The sequence below is a fragment of the Streptomyces sp. NPDC050416 genome, assembly GCF_044458845.1.
Lineage (GTDB): Bacteria > Actinomycetota > Actinomycetes > Streptomycetales > Streptomycetaceae > Streptomyces.
In genome coordinates this window covers 136,799-153,234 of sequence record NZ_JBITII010000004.1, presented here as the reverse complement: position 1 = coordinate 153,234, position 16,436 = coordinate 136,799, and the positions used below count along the sequence as shown (strand labels likewise).

Genomic DNA, 16,436 nt, shown 5'->3' with positions numbered 1-16,436 from the left:
GCCCTCCACCCGCCTGGCCGGGACCGGCGCCGACCTCGGCCGCAGGCCCCCGCACGGCGGCGCGACCGCCACCACCCGCGGGCGGCCGGCCAGGTTGCCCGGACGACACTCGAGAGCCGGCCTGCCGCCCGGCCACGGGCGACGCCCAACCGACTCGACCACCACGGACGCGTATGACCCGAAGGCACCTTGCCCGCCCGGCCACGGCCGTACCGGCGGCGGCCCCCGCGGCGGCCGGACGGCCTCCGTCCACGGGCGGCCGCCCCCGCCGCTCCGGCGAAGCCGCCCGTGCCGGTCCGGCATCCCCCGGCCACGGCAGTGTGCAACCGGCCGGCCGCCACGGGCGCCCCCGGCCCGAAGGCACCGCTGCCCGGCGCAGTCGGCCCGGGCACTCACTTCCGGTAAAACCTGGCCCTCGGCTCGGCCCTACCTCGCGGCCCCCGAGACGATGTGGGAACTGACCGCCTCGTCACCGACCCCACGGCTGGCCGAGGCACTGTCGGCGTCGAGCGAGGGCCGGGCGGACCGGGCGTTCGAGGTGGGGCTGACGGGGTTCATGAAGCACGCGAGGGAGATGCGGGCCGGTACCGGCCGGGACTGACGGCGCTAACGCTCGGTCACTCCGTAGAACAACTCGTCCACCACGCTCCGGGCCCGGCGGGCCGTCCGCCGGTACGCGTCGAGCATGTCACCGGCGTGGCCGGGGCCGTAGCCCAAGTACCGTCCCACGGCGGCGAGTTCGCGTGGCTCCGTGGGGAACGTGTCGGCCGCCCGGCCGCGTACCAGCATGACCGCGTTGCGGACGCGGGTCGCGAGGACCCAGGCCTCGTCCAGGGTCGCCGCGTCCTCGTCCGTGATGAGACCGGCTGTACGCGCGGCGGCCAGGGCCTGACGTGTCCGGGTCGTGCGCAGGCCCGGCTCGGCCGCGGCGTGCCGCAGTTGCAGCAGCTGCACCGTCCACTCCACGTCGGACAGACCGCCCGGCCCCAGCTTGGCGTGCAGCTTGGGGTCGGCGCCCCGCGGCAGCCGCTCGGACTCCATGCGGGCCTTCAGCCGCCGGATCTCGCGCACGGCCTCGTCGGCGAGCCCGTCCGCCGGGTAGCGCAGCGGGTCGATCAGCTCGATGAACCGGCGGCTCAGGTCCTCGTCCCCGGCGACGGGTTCGGCCCGCAGCAGCGCGTGCGACTCCCAGGTCAGGGCCCACCGGCGGTAGTACGCAGCGTACGAGGTGAGGGTGCGCACGAGCGGGCCGGACTTGCCCTCCGGGCGCAGGTCCGCGTCGATGAGCAGGGGCGGATCGGCGCTCGGGATCTGGAGCAGCCGGCGCATCTCGGAGACGACCTTGTTGGCTGCCTGGGAGGCCTCCCGCTCGTCGACGCCGTCACGCGGCTCGTGCACGAACAGCACGTCCGCGTCGGAGCCGTAGCCCAGTTCGTGTCCGCCGAATCGGCCCATCCCTATGATCGCGAACCGGGTGGGCAGGCTGTCCCCCCACCCGTCCCGAACCACCGCGCGAAGCGTGCCGGCGAGGGTCGCGGCCGTCAGGTCCGACACCGCGCCGCCGACCCGGTCCACCAGGGCGCCCGGGTCGGCCTCGGCGGCCTGCTCCTCGGTGCCGTACGAGCCGACGATGTCGGCGGCGGCCGTACGGAACAGCTCGCGGCGGCGCACACCGCGCGCGGCCGTGACCGCCTGGGCGGCCCCGTCGGCCCGGTTCACCGCGGCGAGTATCTCCTGCTCCAGATGGGCCCGGGAGCGCGGCTCCAGGCCGCCGCCGCCGTCCCCGTCGCCGAGCAGCGCCACCGCCTCCGGGGCGCGCATCAGCAGGTCGGGCGCGAGCCGCCCGGCGGACAGCACGCGGGCGAGGTTCTGCGCGGCGGCGCCCTCGTCCCGCAGCAGCCGCAGGTACCAGGGCGTCTTGCCGAGCGCGTCCGACACCTTGCGGAAGTTGAGCAGACCCGCGTCCGGGTCGGCCGAGTCGGCGAACCAGCCCAGCAGGACGGGCAGCAGGGTGCGCTGGATGGCGGCCTTGCGGGTGACGCCGGACGCCAGCGCCTCCAGGTGACGCAGGGCGGAGGCCGGGTCGGCGTAACCGAGGGCGACCATGCGCTCCCGGGCCGCCTCGACGCTCAACCGGGCCTCGCCGGTGGCGAGTTGGGCGACCGCATCGAGCAGCGGCCGGTAGAACAGCTTCTCGTGCAGCCGCCGTACGACGGTGGCGTGCCGCTTCCACTCGCGCAGCAGCTCGGCGACCGGGTCGGTGCGCAGGCCGAGGGAGCGGCCGATGCGGCGCAGTTCGGCCTCGTCCTCGGGCACGAGGTGGGTGCGGCGCAGCCGGAACAGCTGGATCCGGTGCTCCATGGAGCGCAGGAAGCGGTAGGCCTCGTCGAGCTGGGCGGCGTCGGACCGGCCGACGTACCCGCCGGCGGCGAGGGCCTTCAGCGCGTCGAGGGTGGTGCCGCTGCGCAGCGAGGTGTCGGCCCGGCCGTGCACCAGCTGGAGCAGCTGCACGGCGAACTCGACGTCCCTGAGGCCGCCGGGGCCCAGCTTCAGCTGGCGGTCGACCTCGGCGACGGGGATGTTCTCCACGACCCGGCGGCGCATCTTCTGCACGTCGGGGACGAAGTTCTCGCGCTCGGCGGCCTTCCACACCAGCGGCTGGACGGCGGCGACGTACTCCGCGCCGAGGTCGAGGTCGCCGGCCACCGGGCGGGCCTTGAGCAGCGCCTGGAACTCCCAGGTCTTGGCCCAGCGCTGGTAGTAGGCGAGGTGGCTGGAGAGGGTCCGCACGAGCGGGCCGTTCCTGCCCTCGGGACGGAGGTTGGCGTCCACGGGCCAGATGGAGCCCTCGACGGTCGTCTCGGAGCAGATCCGCATCATGTGCGAGGCGAGCCGGGTCGCGGCGCGGACCGCCTTGGTCTCGTCGGCGCCCTCGACGGCCTCCCCGACGAAGATGACGTCCACGTCGGAGACATAGTTCAGCTCGTGGCCGCCGCACTTGCCCATCGCGATGACCGCGAGCCGGCACAGGGCGACGTCCTCGGGCGCGGCCGCCCCGGCGATGCGGAGGGCGGCCCGCAGGGTGGCGGTGGCCAGGTCGGCGAGCTCGGCGGCGGACTCGGCGACGCCGGTGGTGCCGCACACGTCCCGGGCGGCGATGGACAGCAGGCAGCGCCGGTAGGCGACGCGCAGGGAGACGGCGTCGGTGGCCTCCGCGAGACCGGCCTCGAACTCCTCCACCCCGGGGTGCAGGTCGTGCGCCTCGTACATGACGAGCGCCTGCCAGTCCTCCGGGTGCCGGATGAGGTGGTCGGCGAGGGCGGTCGAGGCGCCGAGCACACCGAGCAGCCGGTCGCGCAGCGGCTTGGACGAGATCAGCGTGTCGAGCAGTTCCCGGCGGGCGCCGGGCTCCGGCTGGGCCTCCAGCAGCCGGACCAGCCCGAGCAGCGCGAGATCCGGGTCGGCGGTGGCGCCCAGCGCGTCCAGCAGCACCGGGTCGTCGCGCAGGGGCGCGAGCTCGGCGCTGTCCAGGAGCCGCTCGGCGGCGGAGGCGTCGGTGAAGCCGTGCCGCAGCAGCCGCGTGAAGGTACTGCTCCTGCGCCCCGGCGCCGCCGTCATCCCGGGCCTCCCTCGCACTGTTCCTCGGACTTGCATCGGATCAAGGTCGTGGCTTTGAGCCTAACCGCACGGGCCGGGGGAAGCGCCGATGAGTTCGGCGGGCGGATGGGGTCTGCACCTGTGAATGGCCACAGGCCGGGAGAAGCCGGAGCCGCAGGCCGGGAGGACGCTCATGACCACCATGCACCCCGACACCCGTCTGGACCGCCGCTACAGCGACGAGACGGCCACCGCGACCGACTGGCAGGAGGCCGAGGCGCGGCTCGCGGCCGCCGAACTGTTCTGGATCACGACGGTGCGACCCGACGGCCGCCCGCACGTCACCCCGCTGCCGGCGGTCTGGTCGGACGGCGCCCTGCACTTCTGCACGGGCCCGGAAGAACGCAAGGCCAGGAACCTCGCCGAGAACCCGCACGTCGTGCTGACCATCGGCACGAACACCTGGAACCGGGGCTACGACCTGGTGGTCGAGGGCGAGGCGACACGCGTGACCGACGAAGGGCGCCTACGCGAACTGGCCGCCGCCTGGGAGGCGAAGTACGGCAGTTTCTGGCACTTCGAGGTACGGGAGGGCTATTTCCGCCACGGCGCGGGACGCGCGGCCGTCTACTCGGTGGCGCCGCGCACCGTGTTCGGCTTCGCTAAGGGGGAGCCGTTCAGCCAGACGAGGTGGCGGTTCACCGATGCCTGACGAAGGAGTCACGACATGGACTTCACACTCGAAGTCATCCCGCTGCCCGTGACCGACATCGACCGTGCCCGGGACTTCTACCGGGACAAGGTCGGCTTCCACGTGGACATCGACCAGGAGGTCATGCCCGGGATGCGGATCGTCCAGCTGACGCCTCCCGGCTCCGGCTGTTCGATCGCGCTCGGCGACTCGATCTGGGAGATGACTCCCGGCCCCACCCCGGCCCCCGGCTCCTATCAGGGCCTGCAGCTGTGCGTCGCCGACATCAAGGCGGCCCACGCGGAACTCGTCGAACGCGGCCTCGACGTCTCGGAGCCGGTCCAGTACGCCCCAGACGACGGCGCCACGTTCATGCACTTCCGGGACCCGGACGGAAACGGCTGGGCGATTCAGGAGTACCGCCGCCGGGCGACGGAACCGCTGCACCAGTTGCTGGCGGACCTGAAGCGGCAGGGGGGCTGACCGGATCCAGGGCGGTCCGGTCGGAGGCGACGGAAATGCGGTCCCGGTGGTCCTGGGAGGGGTCCCGGCCGGACGCCCCTACGCTCGCCGCCATGGTCTACGCCAACTTGCCCGAGATCGGCCTGGAAGGCGAATGGCCGGTCAGCGACGGGGAACGGGCCCTGGCCGCGCGCCTGCTTCCGCTGCTCCCCGCCGCGCCCGGAGCCGACGGGCCGACGCGCTGGGACATCCTCGACACGTCGCTGCGGACGGTGCTCGAGGTGATCCGGGACAACGGGGACCTGCTGTTCGGCGACCGCACCTCGGTGACGAGCGAGCCCGGCCGGATCAGCATGATCGAGATGCCGTTCGCCAAAGGCAGGCTGTTCCAGGAGGAGGCCGCGAAGCCGTAGGAACGGAAGAGGGGCCGGCGGTCGACGACCGCCGGCCCCTCTTCCGGGTCACCCGGAGACGGCATCGCCCCTACAGCGCCGGCAGGTTCTTCCGCAGCTCGAACGCCGTGACCTCGCTGCGGTACTCCTCCCACTCCTGCCGCTTGTTGCGCAGGAAGAAGTCGAAGACGTGCTCGCCGAGCGTCTCGGCGACCAGGTCGCTGCGCTCCATCAGGGTCAGGGCCTCGCCGAGGTTCTGGGGCAGCGGCTCGATGCCCATCGCGCGGCGCTCGGCGTCGGAGAGCGCCCAGACGTCGTCCTCGGCGCCCGGCGGGAGTTCGTAGCCCTCCTCGATGCCCTTCAGGCCGGCGGCCAGGAGGACGGCGTAGGAGAGGTACGGGTTCGCCCCGGAGTCCAGGGAGCGGACCTCGACCCGGGCCGAGCCCGTCTTGCCGGGCTTGTACATCGGGACGCGGACCAGCGCCGAGCGGTTGTTGTGGCCCCAGCAGATGTACGAGGGGGCCTCGCCGCCCGCGCCCGCCGTGCGCTCCGCGCCGCCCCAGATGCGCTTGTAGGAGTTGACCCACTGGTTGGTGACCGCGGAGATCTCCGCCGCGTGCCGCAGCAGGCCCGCGATGAAGGAGCGGCCCACCTTCGAGAGCTGGTACTCCGAGCCCGACTCGTAGAAGGCGTTGCGGTCGCCCTCGAAGAGGGAGAGGTGGGTGTGCATGCCGCTGCCGGGGTGCTCGGAGAACGGCTTCGGCATGAAGGTCGCCTGGACACCCTGCTCCAGCGCCACCTGCTTCATGACCAGGCGGAACGTCATGACGTTGTCGGCGGTGGAGAGCGCGTCGGCGTAGCGCAGGTCGATCTCCTGCTGACCCGGCGCGCCCTCGTGGTGGGAGAACTCGACCGAGATGCCCATCGACTCCAGCATGGTGATCGCCTGGCGGCGGAAGTCCATGCCGACGTTGGTCGGGGTGTGGTCGAAGTAGCCGGAGTTGTCGGCGGGCGTCGGACGGCTGCCGTCCAGCGGCCGGTCCTTCAGCAGGAAGAACTCGATCTCCGGGTGCGTGTAGAACGTGAAGCCCAGGTCGGAGGCGCGGGCCAGGGAGCGCTTGAGCACGTAGCGCGGGTCCGCGAAGGACGGCGAGCCGTCCGGCATGAGGATGTCGCAGAACATCCGGGCCGTGCCCGGGGCCTCCGCGCGCCAGGGCAGGATCTGGAAGGTCGACGGGTCCGGCTTGGCGATCATGTCGGACTCGTAGACCCGGGCGAAGCCCTCGATGGCGGAGCCGTCGAAGCCGATGCCCTCGTCGAAGGCCTGTTCCAGCTCGGCCGGGGCCACGGCGACGGACTTGAGGAAGCCCAGGACGTCCGTGAACCACAGGCGTACGAACCGGATGTCGCGCTCCTCCAACGTCCGGAGCACGAACTCCTGCTGCTTGTCCATCTTCCGCTTCCCCATCCTTGCTGGTCAGGCCGCCTGTCTTCCGTACCACGGGAGGCGGTCGGGCACCTGAGCATCCCACCACACCACCATTTCGTACGCGTTGCGCACCATGATCGCCCGGGCGGCCCCGGACCGAACGTCTCACGTACGGCGGGTGAACTGCTCTTCCGCCCATAGTGCCTGCTCGCACCGGCATCCGTAACGGCCGGTTCGGTTCGCTCCCCTCTCACTTAATTTGCATTTCAGATGCAACTTTAAATACTGTGCGCGGCAGTCGAGTCCTGAGGAGTCCCGATGCTGTCCGAGCAGTCCGCCGTCACCGTCCGCGCCACCCTCCCCGCCGTCGGCGCGGCCCTCGACACGATCACCGAGCGCTTCTACGCCGGGCTGTTCGCGGCCCACCCCGAGCTGCTGAACGACCTGTTCAACCGGGGCAACCAGGCCGCCGGCACCCAGCGGCAGGCGCTCGCGGGATCCATCGCCGCCTTCGCGACGCACCTGCTGGACCACCCGGAGCAGCGGCCGGACGCGATGCTGGACCGCATCGCCCACAAGCACGCCTCCCTCGGCGTCACGCCCGAGCAGTACGACATCGTCCACGAGCACCTGTTCGCCGCCATCGCCGACGTGCTCGGCGACGCCGTCACCCCAGAGGTCGCCGCCGCCTGGGACGAGGTCTACTGGCTGATGGCGAACGCCCTCATCGCCGTCGAGAAGCGGCTCCGGGAGGAGCGCGGCGGGCACGCCTGGCGGTCGTGGGAGGTCGTCGAGCGCGTCGCCGAGACCGACGACGTCGCCACGTTCCGGCTGCGGCCCGCCGACGGCGGTCCGGTGCGGGACTTCCTCGCGGGCCAGTACGTCTCCGTCCGCGTCGCCCTCCCGGACGGCGCCCGGCAGATACGGCAGTACAGCCTCTCCGGGGCGCCCGCCCCTGACCTGCGGCAGATCAGCGTGAAGCGGGTGCAGGGCGACGGCACCCCCGACGGCGAGGTCTCGAACCACCTCCACGCGCGCGTGCGGGCGGGTGACGTCCTGGAGCTGTCCGAGCCCTACGGCGACCTCGTCCTGGACGCCGGCCCCGACACCCGGCTGCTGCTGGCCTCGGCGGGCATCGGCGTGACCCCCATGACCGCGATGCTGGCCCACCTCGCCGGCTCGGGACACCGCTCCCCGGTCACCGTCGTGCACGGCGACCGCTCACCCGCCACCCACGCCCTGCGCGGCGACCACGAGGCCTACGCCGCCAAGCTGCCCGACGTGTCCGTCCACTTCTGGTACGAGCAGGACGCCCCGGCGGGCACCCGCTCCGGCCTGGTCGACCTCGCCGACGTCCCGGTCGAGCCGGGCACGCGCGCGTACCTGTGCGGACCGCTGCCCTTCATGCGGGCGGTACGGGCCCAGCTGATCGGCAAGGGCGTGACACCGGCCGACATCCACTACGAGGTGTTCGGGCCGGACCTGTGGCTGGCGGGGCAGGCGGCCTAGACGTCAGGGGAATCAGCGCCCCGCGAGATCCCCAGCAGCAGCGCCCCGGTCGGCTCCGCCACGATGTCCGCCACCGTGATCGGGTCCAGCGAGGCGAAGAACGCCTCCTGGGCCCGGCGCAGCGCGCCGCGCAGGCGGCAGGCGGAGTTCAGGGGGCAAGGCGTGGGGCCCTCGCAGTCGACGACGTCACCGTCGCCCTCGAAGGCGCGCACCACGACGCCCACGGACGCCGTACGGCCCCGCTCGGTGAGCGTGAGACCGCCGCCGCGGCCGCGACGGGCGGCCAGCAGGCCCATGTGCTGAAGCTCGGCGACGACCTTCGCCAGGTGGGTGTACGGCACGTCCATGCCGGCGGCGACGTCCCGGGTCGTCGGAGTCGACTCGCCCGCGACGGCGAGCCGCATCAGGACCCGCAGGGCCAGGTCGGTGGAGCGCAGCAGCCGCATACCCGCAGCCTAGGTAATCGGTATCACAGGTTCAAATAATGCGGAAGCTGTCGGACACCTGTCGGTGCCGTATCGATTCAGCCCATTCCCGCGACCGCCCTACGAGGGGCCCGGTCTCCCCCATTACGATCAGCCCACCCGACCGTCCCACTTTCCCCACGAAGGACACCCCATGGGCTCCGCCAAGAAGAGCAACACGGACCGCAAGGCGCGGATAGAGGAGATGCGGCGCGCCGAGCAGGCCCGTGAGCGCCGCAACCGGATCCTCGTCATCGGGGCCAGTGTCGTGATCGTCTGCGGTCTCGTCGCCGGTGGTGTCGTGCTCGTGCGGTCCCAGTCCGACGGCGGCAGCGACACGGCGGCCACCGACACCTCGGCCAAGGGCAAGTTCGTCACGGGCAAGGACGGCGTGAAGACCTGGGAGGGCAAGCTGTCCCGCAACCACGTCGCCAAGGCCGTGAAATACGCCTCCGAGCCCCCGGTCGGCGGCGACCACAACCAGGTCTGGATGAACTGCAACGGCGACGTCTACACCAAGAAGATCGACAACACCAACGCCGTGCACTCGCTGGAGCACGGCGCGGTGTGGGTGACGTACAACGCCGACGCGAAGAAGGCCGACGTCGATGCGCTCGCGGCGAAGGTGAAGAAGACGCCGTACACGCTGATGAGCCCGATGGACGACCAGAAGGACCCGATCATGCTGTCGGCGTGGGGGCACCAGCGCACGGTGACGGGCGCGAGCGACCCGAACGTCGACACGTTCTTCGAGAAGTTCGTCCAGGGCGAGCAGACCCCCGAGCCGGGCGCCGCCTGCACGAACGGGCTGTCGCAGTGAGGCAGGCCGCTCTGATCGCCGGGGCCGCGGCGACGGCGCTCGTCGCGGCCGGCGCGATCACCTACGCCGTCGCCGGGGACGACGGCGGCGGCCGAACCCCCTCCGCCGAGTCCGCGGACGCCGGGTTCGCGCGGGACATGGCGGTGCACCACCAGCAGGCCGTGGAGATGTCGTACATCGTGCGCGACCGCACGAAGGACGAGGAGGTGCGGCGCCTCGCGTACGACATCGCCCAGACGCAGGCCAACCAGCGCGGCATGATGCTCGGCTGGCTCGACCTGTGGGGGCTGCCCAAGGTGTCCTCCGAGCCGCCGATGACCTGGATGGACATGGGCGGCATGGCCTCCGGCAAGGACGGCGCGCTGATGCCGGGCATGGCGACCAACACCGAGCTGAAGAAGCTCGGCGAACTCAGCGGCAAGCAGGCGGAGATCTTCTACCTCCAGCTCATGACGGACCATCACAAGGGCGGCATCCACATGGCCGAGGGCTGTGTCGAGAAGTGCACGGTCGGCGTGGAGAAGCGGCTCGCCCAGGGCATGGTGGACGCGCAGCAGTCGGAGATCGGCCTGATGGCGGATCTGCTGAAGGAGCGGGGTGCCGCGCCGCGCTCGTAGGGCGTGAAACATCAGAGGGCGTGAACAGAGGGCGTAAGCCTCAAATCGCCCTCGCTTACGGCTTCTTGGGGTCTTCTTGGCTTCCGTAGGGCGCTTCTTGGGGTGCGCATTCCCCTGGCATGAACGGTTCGTCGCGAGAGTGGCGACGGTCGAGTGATCCACTCGCGACGAACCGCACAGGGGGTTCCATGAGATCCAACCGCGCCACGGTGCGCGCCGGGCTGAGCATGGCGGCGACACTGCCGATGCTCGCCGGCGCGCTGGCGCTCGGCATACCCGCGGCGCACGCCGCCGACCACCCGCTCCGCGACCTTCTCGCCGGGACCAAGCCCGCGTGGGCCACGGCCAGGGCCGACAAGGGTGCCGCCTCCGACGGCGCCGGGGTGTCGGCCCGGGTCTATCTCCGGGGCCGCGACGCGGCCGGCCTCGCCGCGTACGCCAAGGCCGTCTCCGACCCGGCGTCGGCCTCGTACGGCAAGTACCTGACCGCCAAGCAGGCGCAGGCCCGCTTCGGCGCGACCAAGGCCCAGGTGGCGGCCGTCAAGGCCTGGCTGACGGCCGCCGGTCTGAAGGTCACCGGCGTCACCGCGCACTACGTCTCCGTCACCGGTGACGTGGCCGCCGCGCAGAAGGCGTTCGGCGCCCAGCTGCACAACTTCGCCAAGGGCGCGAAGACCTACCGCGCCCCGGCGAGCACCGCCTCCGTGCCGGCGGGCCTGGCCGGCGCCGTGCTGACCGTCACGGGTCTCGACAACGCCCCGCACATGGTCACGCACGACGACCAGTTGCCGCCGCCGGACACCGTCTTCCGCAACGCCGGGCCGTTCTCCTCGTACTACGGCTCGAACACCGCGAGCTCGCTGCCGGACGCGTACGGCACGAAGATCCCGTACGCGATCAAGGGCTACACCGGCAAGCAGCTGCGGGCCGCCTACGGCGCGGGCACGCGCACCGGCAAGGGCGTCCGGGTCGCCATCACGGACGCGTACGCCTCACCGACGATCGCCTACGACGCGGCCACCTACGCCGGCAAGCACGGCGACGCGGCCTGGAAGAGCGGTCAGCTGCACCAGGTGCTGCCGAAGAAGTACACGGACACCAAGGCGTGCTCGGCCTCCGGCTGGTACGGCGAGGAGACCCTGGACGTCGAGGCCGTGCACGCGGTGGCGCCGGCCTCGGACGTCACCTACGTGGGCGCCGCGTCCTGCAACGACACCGACCTGCTCGACGCTCTCGGCAAGGTCGTCGACCACCACCTGGCCGACATCGTCTCCAACTCCTGGGGCGAGGTCGAGGCCGCGCAGACGCCCGACCTCGCGGCCGCCTACGACCAGGTCTTCCAGCTGGGCGCGGTCGAGGGCATCGGCTTCTACTTCTCCTCCGGCGACGACGGCGACGAGGTCGCGAGCTCCGGGACGAAGCAGGTCGACTCCCCGGCCAACTCGGCGTGGGTGACCGCCGTGGGCGGCACCTCGCTCGCCGTCGGCAAGGACGACACGTACCTGTGGGAGACCGGCTGGGGCACCGACAAGGCGAGCCTGTCGGCCGACGGCAAGAGCTGGACGGACTTCCCCGGCGCGTTCACCTCCGGCGCGGGCGGCGGCACCAGCAGGACCGTCGCCGAGCCCTCGTACCAGAAGGGCGTCGTGCCGTCGGCGCTGACGAAGGCCAACAGCGCGGCGGGCAACCGGGTCGTCCCGGACATCGCGGCGATCGCCGACCCGAACACCGGGTTCCTGGTCGGCCAGACCCAGACGATGCCCGACGGGAAGACGCAGGCCTACAGCGAGTACCGCATCGGCGGCACCTCGCTCGCCGCGCCGACCATCGCGGCCATCCAGGCGCTGGCCCAGGAGGCCCGCGGGGGCACGCCGATCGGCTTCGCCAACCCGGTGATCTACGCGAAGGCCGGCTCGAAGGCCTACCACGACGTCACCGACGACCCGACGGGCTCCGGCCTGGCCGTGGCCCGCGTCGACTTCGTGAACGGCTACGACGCCACGGGCGGCCTGGCCACGTCCGTGCGCAGCCTGGGCAAGGACAGCTCGCTGTCGGCCGTGAAGGGCTACGACGACGTCACGGGCGTGGGCACGCCCGCGAGCGGGTACGTGGAGTCGTACCGGCGTCGCTGACTTCCGACGGCTGACCTCCGCAAGGGGAACAGGGGTGGTGTGGGGTGACCCACACCACCCCATTGCGTCGCTCTGACGATTACACTGGGCCCGTGCCTCAACTACGTCTCGCCCTGAACCAGATCGACTCGAGCGTCGGCGACCTCGCCGGGAACGCCGAGTCGATCGTCCGCTGGACCCGGCACTCCGCCGAGCAGGGAGCGCATCTCGTGGCGTTCCCCGAGATGGCGCTGACCGGGTATCCCGTCGAGGACCTGGCCCTCAGGTCGTCCTTCGTGGAGGCCTCCCGGGCGGCGCTGCGGAGCCTCGCCGTCCGCCTGGCCGACGAGGGTTTCGGCGAGCTGCCGGTGATCGTCGGCTACCTCGACCGCTGTGCGACCGCCCAGCCGAAGTACGGCCAGCCGGCCGGCGCGCCGCAGAACGCGGGGGCGGTGCTGTACGGCGGCGAGGTGGTGCTGAACTACGCCAAGCACCACCTGCCGAACTACGGCGTCTTCGACGAGTTCCGCTACTTCGTGCCCGGCGACAGCATGCCGGTCCTGCGCGTCCACGGCGTGGATGTCGCCCTGGCCATCTGCGAGGACCTCTGGCAGGACGGCGGCCGGGTCCCCGCCGCGCGCTCGGCGCGGGCGGGCCTGCTGATCTCGATCAACGCCTCGCCGTATGAGCGCAACAAGGACGACACGCGTCTGGAGCTGGTCCGCAAGCGGGCCCAGGAGGCCGGCTGCACGACGGCCTACCTCGCCATGATCGGCGGCCAGGACGAGCTGGTGTTCGACGGCGACTCGATCGTCGTGGACAAGGACGGCGAGGTCGTGGCGCGGGCGCCGCAGTTCGCCGAGGGCTGCGTCGTCCTGGACCTGGACCTGCCGGCGGCGTCGACGGACGCCCCGACGGGCGTGGTGGACGACGGCCTGCGCATCGACCGCGTGGTGCTGTCGGAGGATCCGCTGCCCTGGTACGAGCCCGAGCTCACGGATGGCTACGCGGACCGCCTGGACGACGACGAGGAGGTCTACTCGGCGCTGGTCGTGGGCCTGCGGGCGTACGTCGCGAAGAACGGCTTCAAGTCCGTCCTGATCGGCCTGTCGGGCGGCATCGACTCGTCGCTGGTCGCGGCGATCGCGTGCGACGCGGTGGGCGCGCAGAACGTGTACGGCGTGTCGATGCCGTCGAAGTACTCCTCGGACCACTCCAAGGACGACGCGGCGGAACTGGCCCGCCGCACCGGCCTGAACTACCGGACGGTCGCGATCGAGCCGATGTTCGACGCGTACATGGGCGCGCTGGGTCTGACGGGCCTGGCCGAGGAGAACCTCCAGTCCCGGCTGCGCGGCACGCTGCTCATGGCCATCTCCAACCAGGAGGGCCACATCGTCCTGGCCCCGGGCAACAAGTCGGAACTGGCGGTCGGCTACTCGACGCTCTACGGAGACTCGGTGGGTGCCTACGGCCCCATCAAGGACGTCTACAAGACGTCGATCTTCCGCCTGGCCGAGTGGCGCAACCGGGCCGCCCGGGACCGCGGCCAGACCCCGCCGATCCCCGAGAACTCCATCACCAAGCCCCCGAGCGCGGAACTCCGCCCGGGCCAGGTCGACACGGACTCGCTCCCCGACTACCCGGTGCTGGACGCGATCCTGGACCTGTACGTCGACCGGGACCGGGGTGCCGACGAGATCGTCGCGGCCGGTTACGACCGCGAGCTGGTCACGAAGACGCTGCGCATGGTCGACACGGCGGAGTACAAGCGACGGCAGTACCCGCCGGGCACGAAGATCTCGGTGAAGGGCTTCGGAAAGGACCGCCGCCTGCCGATCACGAACGGGTGGCGGGAGTCGGTCTGACGGCCTCGTCGCTCACGAACGTGACGCCTCCGTCACCGTCTTCCCCGGTGACGGAGGCGGTGGCAGCATCGTCACCTCCTCAGGTGGTGACGGCTGCGGCACGAAGGCGGGGAAGACGCGTGACCGGGATCCGCGACATCGAGGTCGTCGTCGACGTCCTCGGCACACTCGTCAGCGAGCCCAGAGGGCTTGGAGCGGCGATCCACGAAGCCCTGCCCGCGTCCGATGAGGCGGCTGCCCACGACCTGCTCGCCCTGTGGCACCAGCACCGCGAGGACGAACAGCGGCGCATCCGGCAAGGACAGCGCGCGTACGCCGGCACGGAGGTCATCGACGCGGAGGCCGCGCGGCGCGTGGCCGGACGGGCCGGACTCGCCGACCCCACGGTCATCGCCCGGCTGGCCACAGCGGGCCGGCGGCTGCCGCCCTGGCCCGACTCCGTCGCCGCTCTCGAACAACTCGCGCGGCACTTCCCCTGATCGGGCTCTCCAACGCCGGCCGCACGGCGCTGCCGCGTCTCAACGCGCACGCCGGGCCGCGCTGGAACCAGGCCCTGTCCGCCGAAGCCGTCCAAGCGTACAAGCCGGCGCCGGAGGTGTACCGGCTCGCGCTCGACACCGCCGGATGCCCACCGGAACGCGTCCTGATGGTGGCCGCCCACGCCTGGGACCTGCGCGGAGCACAGGCGGTCGGTATGCGGACCGCCCATGTCCGGCGGCCCGTCGGGGATCCGCCGTCCAGCGCCGACGCCTTCGACGGGCGGTTCGACGAACTCGCCCAACCGGTCAGCTCGCTGACAGGGGGTCAGGTAGTGTCTGGCTGACACCGACAGGGGGTTGATCATGGCAGGGCGTGTGGTTCCGGGCCGTGTGGTGACCGCCGAGCGGCTGGCCGCCGAGGCGGGGTTCGAGAAGAGCTGCATCCCCGAAGTGGGCAGGCTGCTTCGGCTGGCCGCCGCCGCCAAACCCGGCGGGGTCGTCGCCGAGAGCGGCACCGGCTCGGGTGTGGGCACCGCCTGGCTGCACAGTGGCCTGGGGGCCGGTGCGCGTCTCGTCACCGTGGAGCGTGACGAGGAGCTGGCCCGGCGAGCGGCGGGTGTCTTCGCGGACGACGACCGGGTCAGCGTGCTGACCGGCGACTGGCGGATGCTGGAGCAACACGCCCCGTTCGACGTCTTCTTCTGCGACGGCGGCGGCAAGCGGGACGCCCCCGAACGGGTCGTCGAGCTGCTGGCGCCCGGCGGCATCCTCGTCCTGGACGACTTCACCCCCTCGGTCGACTGGCCGCCCCGGTTCGAGGGCGAGGTGGACGAGCTCCGCCTCTTCTACCTCACCCACCCGGACCTGGACGCCACCGAAGTCCTGACCACACCGTCCAGTTCGGCGATCGTCGCGGCACGCCGCGCCTGACCGCGAGAGGTGCTGTGCCTCAGGGCACGGTGACGACGATCTTGCCCCGCGCGTGACCGGTGGCGCTCTCCTCGTGCGCCGCGGCGATGTCCTCCAGCGGGAACACCCTGTGCACCGGCACGGTGAGGCGGCCCTCCTCGGCGAGGGACGCGGCGTACGGCAGTCCTGACCAGCCGGGCTCCCCCACCCCGGAGCGGGAGAGCCGTACTCCGTGGCGGGCGGCGTCGAAGTCGGCGATCGTCACCACGCGGTGGGGGTCTCCGGCGATGGCCACCAGGTCGGCGAGGGAGCCCTTGCCCGCCGCGTCCAGCACCACGTCGACGCCCTGCGGAGCGAGCGGGGCCAGGCGACCGGCCAGGCCGGGACCGTAGGTGACCGGGGTGACGCCGAGTCCGTCGAGGAAGTCGTGGTTGCGTCCGCTCGCGGTGCCGATCACCGTCAGCCCACGGGCCCTGGCCAGCTGCGCGGTCATCGTGCCGACGCCGCCGGCCGCGCCCTCGATGAGGAGGGTCATGCCCTCGGCGGCCCCGAGGGCGTCCAGCACACGCGTGGCCGTCTCGACGTTGCCCGCGGCACCGCCCGCCGCCTCGAAGGACCACGCCCGGGGCTTGTGAGCCCATGCCTCCAGCACCGCGTACTGGGCGCAGGCCCCGCCCAGCCGGGCCAGGGGGACGAGGCCGAACACGGCGTCTCCCACAGCGGTGCCGGTCACGCCTTCGCCCACCTCGTCGACGACTCCGGCGGCGTCCATCCCGGGGATGTGGGGGAACCGCAGGGAGGCCATCTCCTGCAGCCTCCCCGAGCGCAGGTACCAGTCGGCGGGCGTGACGCCCGTGGCCCGCACCGAGACGCGGACCTGCCCCGGGTCGGCGTGGGGTTCCTCGGCCTCCTCCACGGAGAGGACCTCTGGACCGCCGTAGCGGTGGTAGCGCGCAGCCAGCACTGGCAACCTCCGTGAATGCGGGAGTGGTTCAGGGAGAACCCCCCGGAACCGGTGGGGTGTTCCCCGTGCGCCGAAGTGAGAGACCGACCGGCCGCGTCCTCTCGGTTGCCGTACGCGGCGGCCG

The 16,436-nt window shown here is 72.0% G+C and carries 14 protein-coding genes and 1 pseudogene; 11 read left to right on the top strand and 4 right to left on the bottom strand.

All coding sequences use genetic code 11. The features are described 5' to 3' along the window. The first annotated feature begins 448 nt into the window (after positions 1 to 448). Positions 449 to 601: a hypothetical protein gene (locus ACIBL4_RS13990; protein ID WP_399409631.1), complete on the top strand. Its 153-nt coding sequence runs from the start codon at positions 449 to 451 to the stop codon at positions 599 to 601. Between the two features lie 5 nt (positions 602 to 606). Here the strand turns inward: ACIBL4_RS13990 and ACIBL4_RS13985 are convergent, their stop codons facing one another. Then, complete coding sequence (locus ACIBL4_RS13985) at positions 607 to 3,618, bottom strand: bifunctional [glutamine synthetase] adenylyltransferase/[glutamine synthetase]-adenylyl-L-tyrosine phosphorylase (RefSeq protein WP_399409629.1); 3,012 nt, start codon at positions 3,616 to 3,618, stop codon at positions 607 to 609. 172 nt (positions 3,619 to 3,790) lie between these two features. Between ACIBL4_RS13985 and ACIBL4_RS13980 the strand changes: the two genes are divergently transcribed. The 3 genes from ACIBL4_RS13980 (at position 3,791) to ACIBL4_RS13970 (ending at position 5,163) form a co-directional block, all read left to right on the top strand. Further along, positions 3,791 to 4,309 (top strand): pyridoxamine 5'-phosphate oxidase family protein, encoded by a 519-nt coding sequence (locus tag ACIBL4_RS13980; protein ID WP_399409627.1) that lies wholly within the window; start codon positions 3,791 to 3,793, stop codon positions 4,307 to 4,309. 15 nt (positions 4,310 to 4,324) lie between these two features. After that, positions 4,325 to 4,771, top strand: a complete 447-nt coding sequence (locus tag ACIBL4_RS13975; protein ID WP_399409625.1) for a VOC family protein — start codon at positions 4,325 to 4,327, stop codon at positions 4,769 to 4,771. A 92-nt stretch (positions 4,772 to 4,863) separates the two neighbouring features. After that, the gene (locus tag ACIBL4_RS13970; RefSeq protein WP_399409623.1) at positions 4,864 to 5,163 is read left to right on the top strand and encodes a hypothetical protein; all 300 of its coding nucleotides are present in this window, start codon (positions 4,864 to 4,866) and stop codon (positions 5,161 to 5,163) included. A 70-nt stretch (positions 5,164 to 5,233) separates the two neighbouring features. On the opposite strand, the gene glnA is transcribed toward ACIBL4_RS13970, so the two are convergent. Next, entirely contained in the window at positions 5,234 to 6,595 is a 1,362-nt protein-coding gene (glnA, locus tag ACIBL4_RS13965) for a type I glutamate--ammonia ligase (protein WP_030249586.1), read from the bottom strand. A gap of 294 nt (positions 6,596 to 6,889) precedes the next feature. Between glnA and ACIBL4_RS13960 the strand changes: the two genes are divergently transcribed. Beyond that, positions 6,890 to 8,080, top strand: coding sequence for a globin domain-containing protein (locus ACIBL4_RS13960; RefSeq protein ID WP_399409620.1), 1,191 nt, complete (start codon positions 6,890 to 6,892; stop codon positions 8,078 to 8,080). Here the strand turns inward: ACIBL4_RS13960 and ACIBL4_RS13955 are convergent. Then, positions 8,077 to 8,526 carry an RrF2 family transcriptional regulator gene (locus tag ACIBL4_RS13955; RefSeq protein WP_399409619.1) on the bottom strand — a complete coding sequence of 150 codons (450 nt, stop codon included), beginning with the start codon at positions 8,524 to 8,526 and terminating at the stop codon, positions 8,077 to 8,079. The genes ACIBL4_RS13960 and ACIBL4_RS13955 overlap by 4 nt on opposite strands. A 172-nt stretch (positions 8,527 to 8,698) precedes the next feature. Here ACIBL4_RS13955 and ACIBL4_RS13950 point away from each other — a divergent pair, with 172 nt between their 5' ends. The 6 genes and pseudogenes from ACIBL4_RS13950 to ACIBL4_RS13925 all read left to right on the top strand — a co-directional run bounded on the left by ACIBL4_RS13950 (position 8,699) and on the right by ACIBL4_RS13925 (position 15,369). Then, positions 8,699 to 9,364 carry a DUF3105 domain-containing protein gene (locus ACIBL4_RS13950; RefSeq protein ID WP_399409616.1) on the top strand — a complete coding sequence of 222 codons (666 nt, stop codon included), beginning with the start codon at positions 8,699 to 8,701 and terminating at the stop codon, positions 9,362 to 9,364. Then, positions 9,361 to 9,981 (top strand): DUF305 domain-containing protein, encoded by a 621-nt coding sequence (locus tag ACIBL4_RS13945; protein ID WP_399409614.1) that lies wholly within the window; start codon positions 9,361 to 9,363, stop codon positions 9,979 to 9,981. The genes ACIBL4_RS13950 and ACIBL4_RS13945 overlap by 4 nt, the downstream gene beginning before the upstream one ends. A gap of 188 nt (positions 9,982 to 10,169) precedes the next feature. Next, positions 10,170 to 12,113 carry a protease pro-enzyme activation domain-containing protein gene (locus ACIBL4_RS13940; RefSeq protein WP_399409612.1) on the top strand — a complete coding sequence of 648 codons (1,944 nt, stop codon included), beginning with the start codon at positions 10,170 to 10,172 and terminating at the stop codon, positions 12,111 to 12,113. A gap of 92 nt (positions 12,114 to 12,205) precedes the next feature. Continuing rightward, complete coding sequence (locus ACIBL4_RS13935) at positions 12,206 to 13,960, top strand: NAD+ synthase (RefSeq protein WP_399409610.1); 1,755 nt, start codon at positions 12,206 to 12,208, stop codon at positions 13,958 to 13,960. A gap of 119 nt (positions 13,961 to 14,079) precedes the next feature. Then, a pseudogene (locus ACIBL4_RS13930) lies at positions 14,080 to 14,783 on the top strand (haloacid dehalogenase type II). Between the two features lie 19 nt (positions 14,784 to 14,802). Next, the gene (locus ACIBL4_RS13925) at positions 14,803 to 15,369 is read left to right on the top strand and encodes an O-methyltransferase (protein WP_399409608.1); all 567 of its coding nucleotides are present in this window, start codon (positions 14,803 to 14,805) and stop codon (positions 15,367 to 15,369) included. A 19-nt stretch (positions 15,370 to 15,388) separates the two neighbouring features. Here the strand turns inward: ACIBL4_RS13925 and ACIBL4_RS13920 are convergent, their stop codons facing one another. Next, positions 15,389 to 16,312: an NADP-dependent oxidoreductase gene (locus ACIBL4_RS13920; protein WP_399409606.1), complete on the bottom strand. Its 924-nt coding sequence runs from the start codon at positions 16,310 to 16,312 to the stop codon at positions 15,389 to 15,391. Between the last annotated feature and the right edge of the window lie 124 nt (positions 16,313 to 16,436).

Bases quoted from the DNA above. Each gene is read 5' to 3' on its own strand.
- ACIBL4_RS13985 (WP_399409629.1), bottom strand. From the start codon at position 3,618: ATGACGGCGGCGCCGGGGCGCAGGAGCAGTACCTTCACGCGGCTGCTG.
- ACIBL4_RS13990 (WP_399409631.1), top strand. From the start codon at position 449: ATGTGGGAACTGACCGCCTCGTCACCGACCCCACGGCTGGCCGAGGCA.
- glnA (WP_030249586.1), bottom strand. From the start codon at position 6,595: ATGGACAAGCAGCAGGAGTTCGTGCTCCGGACGTTGGAGGAGCGCGAC.
- ACIBL4_RS13975 (WP_399409625.1), top strand. From the start codon at position 4,325: ATGGACTTCACACTCGAAGTCATCCCGCTGCCCGTGACCGACATCGAC.
- ACIBL4_RS13925 (WP_399409608.1), top strand. From the start codon at position 14,803: ATGGCAGGGCGTGTGGTTCCGGGCCGTGTGGTGACCGCCGAGCGGCTG.
- ACIBL4_RS13950 (WP_399409616.1), top strand. From the start codon at position 8,699: ATGGGCTCCGCCAAGAAGAGCAACACGGACCGCAAGGCGCGGATAGAG.
- ACIBL4_RS13980 (WP_399409627.1), top strand. From the start codon at position 3,791: ATGACCACCATGCACCCCGACACCCGTCTGGACCGCCGCTACAGCGAC.
- ACIBL4_RS13955 (WP_399409619.1), bottom strand. From the start codon at position 8,526: ATGCGGCTGCTGCGCTCCACCGACCTGGCCCTGCGGGTCCTGATGCGG.
- ACIBL4_RS13940 (WP_399409612.1), top strand. From the start codon at position 10,170: ATGAGATCCAACCGCGCCACGGTGCGCGCCGGGCTGAGCATGGCGGCG.
- ACIBL4_RS13960 (WP_399409620.1), top strand. From the start codon at position 6,890: ATGCTGTCCGAGCAGTCCGCCGTCACCGTCCGCGCCACCCTCCCCGCC.
- ACIBL4_RS13970 (WP_399409623.1), top strand. From the start codon at position 4,864: ATGGTCTACGCCAACTTGCCCGAGATCGGCCTGGAAGGCGAATGGCCG.